Below are 10079 nucleotides of genomic sequence, written 5' to 3'. Positions count from 1 at the left end.
GGAGCAGCGGGAAGTTATCTCGTTTATGCAGGCACTCCTTCAGGCCAGGTTTATGGGGTGGGTCTTGGAGGCAGTCCGACAACGACCAATGGAACAATTTATCCGTTGCTTAAGCTCCAGCTTTCCTCCGGCACAATCGCATTTCCCCCCTCTGTATTTCCTCTTTCCAGTTATTCTACATTTGTCGGCAGTGGTTACTCCTCGCTGTCTTACAATAATTTTCTGCTTCTCTCGACGAACAATGGCACAATTTCTCTGAGCAAAATTCAATGGTCAGGCAATCATGGTCCGGGTAGCGGCGAGCCTTTTCTGACGGACAATGAGACTGTAATGATCAATGAATCTTTGTTGATGCCAGTCGTCTCAGACTCGCAGTCAACTGCCTCTTCACTACCGGCGTGGGTCCCTTTCCGCAGTTCAACATCGCTGTCTTCAGGCTTTATCCCCGGAATGCTGTTCGCTGTTTACCGCAACAGTACAGGCGTTTACCTCGCATCGTATTATACAAGTCCCCTGACTCAGCTCTGGCACTTCAGGCTTGCAGGCAACCAGACACCTTCCCAGCCCGCATTTGTCGGGGCAAATTATCAGCCCGGACACACCTCTCAGACACAGGTTCTCATCGCTCAGGGAAATACGATGTATTCAATCAAAGCATTTTCGGGCAAACTGAACTGGCAGTCGAATCTCTCATCCCCCATAAATGTTAATCTGCCCATACATATTCCATACGACTACCAGTTAAGCACTGTTCCCGGCAGTATGGCGTTTGTTTCTGACGGCACCGGTTATTATGGCATAATGCTCAATAATGGAACGGCGGTAAAAGTCTATCAGACTCCTGAGCAGATTATAGGATATTCGTCTTCTTACGGAAGCTCCGGTTTTCCAGCATACTCGGTTGTGTCCACGCCATCACGTCTGTATCTGGTTAGCAATGTTAACAAGCTGGTGAACGGTAATTCAATCGTGTCAACACCGACTGGAGAAGGCACGATGTTTGGAAACATAATATATGCTCCGGACTCCTCGGCATTTATATTGTCTACAGACCGTGGATTTCTCACGTCTGTTTCAGCACTGGGCGGAAAACAGCCATTTCAGTGGCATGCGAGGTACTCCTCATCTTTGCAAACATCGTCACCCATACTCGTCAGGGACTCCTTTTCAGGGGCAGACACAATTGCTTTTATCACAAACAATCATTATCTCGTGCTTTATTCTACCAATGGCGTTGATATCAACCCGATTCCGCCGACACTGCATGCTCCTTCAGGCAACGTTTACCTTATGGGAACAAACATCTACGGCCAGGACGTGTGGAGTCAATGGGTTGCGAGCTTCGTTTATGACTGGGAAATTGGCATATTCGTTGCGCTAGGCATAATTTTAATATCTGTAGTTTTCGCAATGATTGTCGGCTACGTCGGCGGTTTCATCGGTTCTGTTGTGGAAACTGTATCGCTTGTCATTTTCCTTATCCCGTTCATCGCCTTGCTGATTGTGATGTCAGCCGTGCTTGGGCCGTCGCTTTTCAATATCATATTAGTGTTAACTCTAGTGGGCTGGCCGTTTACCACCTTTACGCTTATTGGAGTGGTGCGTTCCATCAGGACACATGCTTTCATTGAGGCCGCAAAAGTTTCAGGAGCCGGAAGTATGCAGATACTCCGCAGGCACTTCCTCTCCAATATGACTCCCTTGCTTGCATATTTTACGGCCGTCGGAATCGGCGGTGCAGTCGCAGGTGTTTCAACACTACAGTTTCTTGGCGTAGCTCCACTTGCTATATCCACGTGGGGAGCAATGCTGAATGCGACGCTTTCCAATTTCTTCCTCGCAGCAAGGGCACCCTGGTGGATTCTACCGCCGTCAATCGCGCTTACCGCCTTCATATTCGCATTCGTATTCGTTTCCAGGGGTCTGGATGAGGTTGTCAATCCGAGGCTGAGGAGGAGATGACCATGCAGATTCAACATACGTTTAACAGTAACGCAGATACCGACGCTGTCATCGGTATAGACAACCTTTCGGTGAATTTTGAAACCGATGAAGGTACAGTAATGGCTCTCGACCGCGTGCATCTGAACATCAGAAAAGGCGAAACGGTTGGAATACTCGGTGAGAGTGGAAGCGGAAAGTCGACGCTTGCGAACGCGATAATCTCGATGCTCCCGGACAATGCGCTAATATCGGGTGAGGTCAAATTCATGGGTGAAACCGTCACTGCGCCAGAATTTTCCGGCAAGGCGAGCGTCAAGCTGAAGAGAAGGCAGCGCAAAGTGCTTACCGAGAAATTATCCAGAATAAGGTGGAAGGGTATTTCGATAGTATTTCAGGGCTCGATGAACGCATTTAATCCTGCATATACCATTCGCAAGCAGATTTCCGAGGTTTTCAGATTCCACACCTCATACTCTGAAGAGGAGATATCGAAGCGCGTCACGGAATCTGTGATACATGCAGGGCTGAATCCCGGCGTTCTGGATTCCTTTCCACACGAACTGAGCGGCGGAATGAAACAGAGGGCGGTAATCGCCATGGCTTTGGCGCTGAAGCCGAAGCTTGTCATTGCCGATGAGCCAACCACGGGCCTCGACGTCATTACACAGGCCAGAATTATTTCCGAACTCAAGGAATTGAGGAAGTCGGAGATCGAGTCAATGATGGTGATTTCCCACGACATCGGCGTGATAGCCCAGCTCGCAGACAGAATCGCGGTGATGTACGCGGGAAGGATTATGGAAATTGGCAGTCTGGACGAAATTTACCTGAAGCCGGGCAATCCATACACGCGATCCCTGCTGGACAGCTATCCATCGCTTGCTAAAGCAAGGGAGCCAATAATCGGTATACCCGGCTCACCACCAGATCCGATGTCCCCGCCTGCAGGATGCAGATTTGCACCCAGGTGCCTTTACGCCCAGGATATTTGCAGCCGGCAGGAACCTCCGCTCGTAAAAATTTCAGAAGATCATCTCAGCCTGTGTCATTTTGCAAACGAGTTCGTTTCAGGAAAACTTAAATCAAATATTTCCACTGCCGGTCTGGCTGGATCATTTCACTCTTTTAAGCCGGAACATACATCTGATGTTGTCAAAGCTGAAGAACTTTCAAAGTATTTTGATATCAGAGGAACACTTTTTGGATCAGTGTTCAGCAGGTCCACTGAAGGAAGGCTGGTAAGGGCTGTTGACCACATCTCTGTAGATATATGGCGAAATGAGATATTTGCCATCGTCGGCGAAAGCGGAAGCGGTAAAACAACCCTTGGTAAAACGGCGCTGGGTTTACTGAAGCCCACTAGCGGAAAGCTGATGTATCTTCCCGGTCCGGTTACGAACACGTTCTCTGATAAAGACACAACGTCTGAATACACCGGCACCCCCAACAACGGTTCGCCGGAAATTGAAAATCTGCCACCTATCGATCTGAGTTCGCTGAGAGAGAGCGACAGAATGTACGATATCTTCAGGAGGCAGACACAGATGATATTCCAGGATCCGTATGACTCTCTTGACCCCAAGATGACCATATTTGACATTGTTCAGGAGCCTGTTATTGCGCACAAGCTAAGCAGGAATCCAAACAAGATTGTGAGTCTGGTAAACGAGGCACTTTATACGGTGAATCTGACACCGCCTGAGAATTATCTTGAAAGGTTTCCGCATGAACTCAGCGGGGGTGAGCGACAAAGGGTGGCTGCTGCAAGGGCGCTGGTATTGAGGCCGGAAATGCTCATTGCCGACGAGCCAATATCCATGCTGGATGTTTCTCTTCGCGCAGGCTTCATGAATCTGCTGCTGCGCCTGAGAAGTGAATTCGGCATCACCATAATCTACATAACGCACGACATTGCGTCGGCACGTTATCTCGCAGACAGGATTCTCGTTATGTATCTCGGCGTCGCGGTTGAAGTGGGTGAGACGGAGGAAGTGATCCGGAATCCTCTGCATCCTTACACAATAGCGCTCCTCCAGGCAGTGCCGATACCGGCTCCCAACTGGAATCCGGGCAAACTCGAAATTGAAGGGGAGATTGGCAGTCCCGTTAACGTTCCGAAGGGATGCAGGTTCTATCGCCGCTGCCCTTACAGAGAGGATATGTGTAATGCAATTCCGCCGCCCAGGCAGGAGGCCGGCTCCCACTGGTACCTCTGTCATTTCAATCCGGAGCAGCTCCTGAAGATGCGCAAAGACAAGTTTAATGATTGACCTGCGTGTTTTGATAATCACAATATGATGCAACATGATGCTGAAACACTGGCCCTGCGCCGCTCTATAACGAAAGCGCGGCTCACTTATGCCCTGTTCCCTGTTTTAGCATTGATTTTGATAATTTCAGTGCCTCTGCCGCTTTACTTCTTCGGTCTCTTCAATTATATCCAGGTTATGCCTGTCCTTCTTTTCATCTTCGGTGTGTGTGTCATGTTCGTAGGCGCTTTCTGGGATTTCGGCGCGAAGATGTACCTGAGGGAAATCGTGGACAATAACCTGCCCTTCGGTGAAAGCGATCTCAATTACGTTTACAAACAGCAATTCGTTTTGACTGCAATATACATGGGTGTTGCTGCTCTTTACATACTTGCGGCTGTCATCATTTATATCGTCTGATTCTCATTCTGTCCACCCTGTGCTTCGCTACCTCGTAGACAGGCGAAAGAGCAATCAGGACAATTCCCGGAGCGACTGCAATGTATGAATAGTCCGCGAAACCATGCGGGTTTGTTGCGCTGATAATAAGCTCAATCAGGGGAAGAGATGTTGCGTTGCCGGCGCTTATCACTATGAAAAACAGGATGTCAGACTTCGCCGTGAAACCCAGTGTTCCGGAACTTCCGGCAAACATTTTCAGCAGCAAAGGCTCGCTTATGTTTGTGCTCAGAAATTGATACCAGTTACTGTCTGCTGCAAAACCAAGGGTTATACGATCTGCAGAAATCAGCTTCATTGAAATGGAATATCCCCGAGGCAGGTAGAGCTGGCCGGACTGGTACCAGTCAGCCCTGCCGCTGTAAGTGAAACCGTTATCTGTCAGTACTGAAGTTGATGTGAGCGGAATGAGGAAGACAAGCACACCCACAAGAAACAGCGACATGCCAACAATGAAAATATCCCTCCTGAAATAATGGTTAACTCTCATTTTGATTTTCCTCATGCGATCAGCACTGCTAATAACTTATTGCTTGCACCGTTTCTGTACATCCGTTGGAAAAGCAACAGGCAGTTTCTCTTTTACCAACGATCCTTGTCGTGAAGCAACGTCTTAAATATGTTCTTTGAGATGGTTATATCGTGAGCTAAGGATGCAAAGGAGAAAGATATGGCTGCTCGCACGGTTTCGCATCGCACTCATACGTGAGGGCATAGAGAAGGCAGACGGTATCAACAGGCTTGCGCGGGTTATCGGCTACCGCTCAAGGATACATCCGGCATGGCCCCTGAGACAGATACTGGTAGGCAGACAGCCATTTCCGTACGACAGGCTCGAGAAACTCGCCGATTTCCTGAGCCTCGATATGAAGGAAATATTGAATTACGAAGTAACGTCGCAGCGCCTTGCTAATGAGCAGAATTCCACGGCACTGAGATCAAATGGTTTCGCGACGTATGTAGTCTGAATCAACTGTATCCCGGCGTCGCAAATACTGCAGCCTGCTGTTGTTTTTCACACCTGTCAGGTTGAAGTTTCAGGTTTGTTCTTTCCCTCGCTTATCAGCACGGGGAAAAAAGATGCCATTGCGACAGTGCCGAACAGTATTACCGAATACATCTCATGATTTATCAATGAGTAACTCAGGGCAGTGCCTGCAATAACGACTCCGACTGCTCCTCTCGCGCCAAGGAATCCCACCGTGCTCCTGGGGCTGATGTCAATGGAGAGTTTTCTGCTCATCCTGAAATTCATATATGCGGCGACAACACCAGTCAGAAGCAGCAAAGCAAGAAGAGTCGCGACATAACTCGCGCCGGGTATGAGCATGCTCAAACCGGCAATGGTAAAGTAAACTGGAATGAAGAAACTCTCGTTCATTCTGTTGAGCGTCCTCGTCAGTATGCCCAGTAGATCCTTGCCCACCACAACTTCACTGATAAGCATTCCGGAAAAGAATGCGCCGAGAACGAACGTGATGCCTATTGACTGAAAAATGGTTGAAACCAGGAGTCCGCCGAATATGATCGCCCCGAATATGATCTTTTCACCATGTTCAGTTGCATGCAGCCGCCCGAATGCCTTGATGATGGCCTCTGAATGGCTGGTTATGAACTTGTCAAGGTAATATATCACGATAATGAATATCAGGAAAATGAACACTTCCGGAATTAATTGTCTGGTACCGAGGAACGCAGAAAGCAGAAGGAATGCGATAAGGTCTGACAGTACAACACTGGATAGCATGGTTAAACCCGCATCCTTCTGGAGCAACCCGTAGTTTCTCACAAGCACGGATATGATTGATATCGACGGCACACCTATCGATATGGAAACGATCACCGACGCGGCGAGGCTGTATCTCACGGCGAAGTATAGCAGCAGAAACATCATTATTGCAGGAATAACGAAGCTCGTCATCGTAAGCGGAAGAGCACGGCGGTACGGTTTCCTCAGCAAGTCAACTGTCATTTCGATTCCGAGAAGCAGCATGATGAAGAAAAGCGAAATTTCCGATATGCTGTAAAGTATTGCATCCGGTGTGACAATGTTGAATACTGCCGGACCAAGCAGGATGCCGCCGATAATTTCACCTGCAATTGCGACGACCCTGAAGTGCTCGAAGAGCTGGCCCAGTACGAGGCCTACTCCGAGTAACAGAAGCATCGCAGTGATGATGTCCATTTTATTCCCGAACATGTTAGGATTCGTTGATTTATAACATTTGAGTAAAAACCTATCCTAATCGTGTTTCTGTCTGATTGACCTGTGGCAAAGGTCAACTCCACCTTTTGCCAACGGCTCATTGAGTGTTATTCTCGCTGGAAATGGTCATGCATCATAAATGTCTCCTATCCCTGGTACGATCGACATAAAAAATGGCAAGGAAGGCTTCAGTAAGCTTTAAATCGCATAATTCTTATCGATGTTAAACTTGATTGGATAAATCAAGGGAGTAGAACGAAAATGAATGTAAAGATATTTTCAGCACTGAATGGATCGGCGAACACCCCTTCAAGCGGAAGTTCAGTTCCTGTCGGTTCACAGGGAATAACTCCTCCGCCGCCTACCGGAGGAAAATCTAGAACTATGATTGTTGCGGTAGTGGTCGTAATCATCCTGATTGTCGCTGGTTTGGGCATTTATCTGTCAATCTCGAAACCACCTGCGAAGGTGAAGTCTGGAACGTTGCCATCCTATGCAAGTTACAGCGTAGGCAGTCAGGGCAGCAGCATCACATTTTATTCTGGTTCGAGTGTTTCTCCATCTTCCGTCAGTTCGGTGACATGGAATTTTGGTAACGGTGTCACAAAGACAATCTCCGGATCTGCAGGCTTAACTGTTAAGTATGTTTATCCCAATCCGGGTAATTACCTTGTTTTTGATCGGGTCATAACGACTTCCAACGTTGCTTATGACAACAGCTTGAGTCTCGTACCTGTATCTATTACGCCGAGTGTAACCTCGACGGCAATAGCGAATCAGTTCCCTGTGGCTATACAGGTTATGGGGAGTTCGGCGAATAGCCAGAATCTTTCAGCAGGTTTCCCCAACGTGGTCCCTGTTGGCGGGTATGTCAATATCTCCAGCCTTCTGCCTTCAAGTTTCTCCAGCTATCCGCTGACGTCCGGCTGGGCGCTACAGTCTATGTCGTTCAAAGTTGGAAAGACAGTTTCACCGAGTTTTAATGCGACAGATGTAGCTAATGGTGTAAACTATCTCAATGCGACTTCGATGTCTTCTGGAATATATGCGATGACACTGACAGCTGTTACTAACAAATCGTCCCAGACCTCAAGCTGGACCTTTGTGGAAACAGCGGCAGTAGGCGCATTCGCCCCGAGGCATTCCAGTTCGCCATCAACTCACAGCGGCATTGTTGATGCAACATGGATACCCGGCGGGTTTGCATCGCTTGATCCTGCGATAGCCTACGACACAGTCAGCTACGAAGCCATATACAATCTCTATGAACCCCTTGTGCAGTATGCCCCGGGAGGCACTTCATCGTCCTTCATGCCTGTTTTGGCAACCGCCGTGCCAACAGTTGCAAACGGGCTCATTGCCACAAACACTTCTAATGGTGTCACATATGTTAACTACACATTCAATCTGAATCCATCGGCTAAGTTCGCAAATGGTCAGCCTGTCACTGGCTATGATGTCTACTTCTCAGTTCTCCGTGGCCTGCTGTTTGCCAACGATCCCGGCAGACCAGGATGGTTAATGGCGCATGCTTTGATACCCGGCGACTCAATTTACGGTCCGTACAATGTAAGTCCGTTCTGGGTTGACCACGCAATGACCTATAACTCGACTTCCATAACCTTCCACATACTTCCTACAACAAATCAGTCGCTGTTTGGTGTAACTCCGCAGAATGGAACAAACTCGGCATACATGATAACCGGGACACCTGAGAATGCGACAGCGGCATCTGCCGCAGGCCTTTCAGTTGGTCAGTATTCTTCATTCGGCTCTGCTGTTTATTTCATGCAGCTCCTGACGCAGCCCATAGCCTTTGTCATGGATGCTTCATGGGCGAATTCGAGCGGAGCTGGTATAGGTTCGTTCTCGCCGAATGCGGCGTCTTCCTCGGCATTTTACAGTTACCAGCAGTACGGCAACGCTGTATCGTGGAACACAAAGCTCCAGTTCGGCACGATGGGAACCGGTCCGTATATTGTTCAAGCGGTAGTTCCCGGTCAGATGATCAGGTTTGTTCCTAACCAGAACTTCACCCAGACACAGGATTATCCTCCTGTATCGGCAATGCAGCCAAGCATAACAATCTACTATTACACCTCCGAATCCGTTGCCCAGGAGGCATTCCAGACCGGTGCGGCAGATTTCGCCGAGGGTGCATTTCCGCCAAGCGCATTCCCGCTGGTGATGAAAATGGTCCACGCCGGACAGGCCAATGCCATAACATCACCTGAGCTTGCACTGTTCACATGGTTCTTCGTAACTCAGATAAACGTTACTGCGCTCAACGCTCTTTCATCCCAGACCGTTAAATTCCCCAGCTCCAGCCTGATATATGAAAACGCCACAGGCGCAAATTCGACTTCCGCGAATGTTCCGGGTGGCTGGCAGGTGTCCACATTCTTCGGTAACCTGAGTGTGAGAAGGGCGTTCACTTACGCATTCGACCAGGCACAGTATATGTCTATGAACACGAATAGTGGAATATCGGTCGCAACGAATCTGACAGGTTACATTCCGGTCGGACTTGCAGATTATCCCAGCAACATTTCCAACGATTCGATGGCTCCCTATTACAACATGTCACTTGCAAAGTACTACTGGAGTCATTCGCCTTACTCGAGTGCTGCTTCAGGCTCCATAACCTTCCCAATATTCTCTATCGCAGGCAGTCCGATACAGGACTCAATGATCCAGTCGTACTGGATACCAGCCATCGAGAATGCGACCAATGGTGCAGTCAAACCGTTCCTTCAGGACATCAACTTCGCGACACTGCTTTCCGTGACTGCAGTCCCGGCTGCGCAGAATCCCTTGCCTCTGTATTTCCTGGGCTGGATAGCTGATTATCCAGACCCGACGGACTTCGCCGCACCATTTGTACAGCCATTTGGAATATATTCATTCCCTGACGGCTGGATGCCAGGGCCGGGATTCAATTCGACCACCAATCCACACCAGTGGCAGATGATAAACGCCATGTGGAACGCAAGTGCAGCAGGTGCAGGCGAGCTCAACACAAGCCAGAGGGCGCACGATTACTATCTGTCAGACTCGCTGTCCGTTAAACTGGATATGCTCGTCGGAGTATTCCAGCCGATAGGCATAACGTTCTACAGATCGTGGATCACCCCATCATCGCTTGCATGGTCCACATCACTATCTGCATCGCTGACCTTCCTGATACTGTTCCCGGTAACCAAGTGATGAGCCGGTAGACA

At 48.8% G+C, this 10079-nt stretch carries 7 protein-coding genes; 5 read left to right on the top strand and 2 right to left on the bottom strand.

Annotated features, from left to right (window positions below):
* The 3 genes from KIS30_07370 to KIS30_07360 form a co-directional block, all read left to right on the top strand.
* On the top strand, positions 1-1962 hold a 1962-nt coding region (locus tag KIS30_07370; GenBank protein MBX8646559.1), incomplete at its 5' end, for an ABC transporter permease.
* Between the two features lie 2 nt (positions 1963-1964).
* A complete protein-coding gene (locus tag KIS30_07365) occupies positions 1965-4214 on the top strand; it encodes an ABC transporter ATP-binding protein (GenBank protein ID MBX8646558.1) in 2250 nt (749 codons plus the stop codon).
* 117 nt (positions 4215-4331) lie between these two features.
* Positions 4332-4613, top strand: a complete 282-nt coding sequence (locus KIS30_07360) for a hypothetical protein (GenBank protein ID MBX8646557.1) — start codon at positions 4332-4334, stop codon at positions 4611-4613.
* On the opposite strand, the gene KIS30_07355 is transcribed toward KIS30_07360, so the two are convergent.
* Positions 4597-5157 (bottom strand): hypothetical protein, encoded by a 561-nt coding sequence (locus KIS30_07355; protein ID MBX8646556.1) that lies wholly within the window; start codon positions 5155-5157, stop codon positions 4597-4599. The genes KIS30_07360 and KIS30_07355 overlap by 17 nt on opposite strands.
* 148 nt (positions 5158-5305) lie before the next feature.
* Between KIS30_07355 and KIS30_07350 the strand changes: the two genes are divergently transcribed.
* Positions 5306-5620 carry a hypothetical protein gene (locus tag KIS30_07350; GenBank protein MBX8646555.1) on the top strand — a complete coding sequence of 105 codons (315 nt, stop codon included), beginning with the start codon at positions 5306-5308 and terminating at the stop codon, positions 5618-5620.
* 56 nt (positions 5621-5676) lie between these two features.
* On the opposite strand, the gene KIS30_07345 is transcribed toward KIS30_07350, so the two are convergent.
* On the bottom strand, positions 5677-6852 hold the full coding sequence (locus tag KIS30_07345; GenBank protein MBX8646554.1) for a cation:proton antiporter: 1176 nt from the start codon (positions 6850-6852) through the stop codon (positions 5677-5679).
* A 267-nt stretch (positions 6853-7119) separates the two neighbouring features.
* On the opposite strand from KIS30_07345, the gene KIS30_07340 reads away from it, so the two are divergent.
* Positions 7120-10065, top strand: a complete 2946-nt coding sequence (locus tag KIS30_07340) for a hypothetical protein (protein ID MBX8646553.1) — start codon at positions 7120-7122, stop codon at positions 10063-10065.
* Positions 10066-10079 lie beyond the last annotated feature (14 nt).

This window comes from Candidatus Sysuiplasma acidicola (genome assembly GCA_019721035.1).
In the GTDB taxonomy this organism is placed as follows: domain Archaea; phylum Thermoplasmatota; class Thermoplasmata; order Sysuiplasmatales; family Sysuiplasmataceae; genus Sysuiplasma; species Sysuiplasma acidicola.
This window is presented reverse-complemented; position numbering and strand designations above follow the sequence as displayed.

Bases quoted from the DNA above. Each gene is read 5' to 3' on its own strand.
- KIS30_07340 (MBX8646553.1), top strand. From the start codon at position 7,120: ATGAATGTAAAGATATTTTCAGCACTGAATGGATCGGCGAACACCCCT.
- KIS30_07345 (MBX8646554.1), bottom strand. From the start codon at position 6,852: ATGTTCGGGAATAAAATGGACATCATCACTGCGATGCTTCTGTTACTC.
- KIS30_07350 (MBX8646555.1), top strand. From the start codon at position 5,306: ATGCAAAGGAGAAAGATATGGCTGCTCGCACGGTTTCGCATCGCACTC.
- KIS30_07365 (MBX8646558.1), top strand. From the start codon at position 1,965: ATGCAGATTCAACATACGTTTAACAGTAACGCAGATACCGACGCTGTC.
- KIS30_07355 (MBX8646556.1), bottom strand. From the start codon at position 5,157: ATGAGGAAAATCAAAATGAGAGTTAACCATTATTTCAGGAGGGATATT.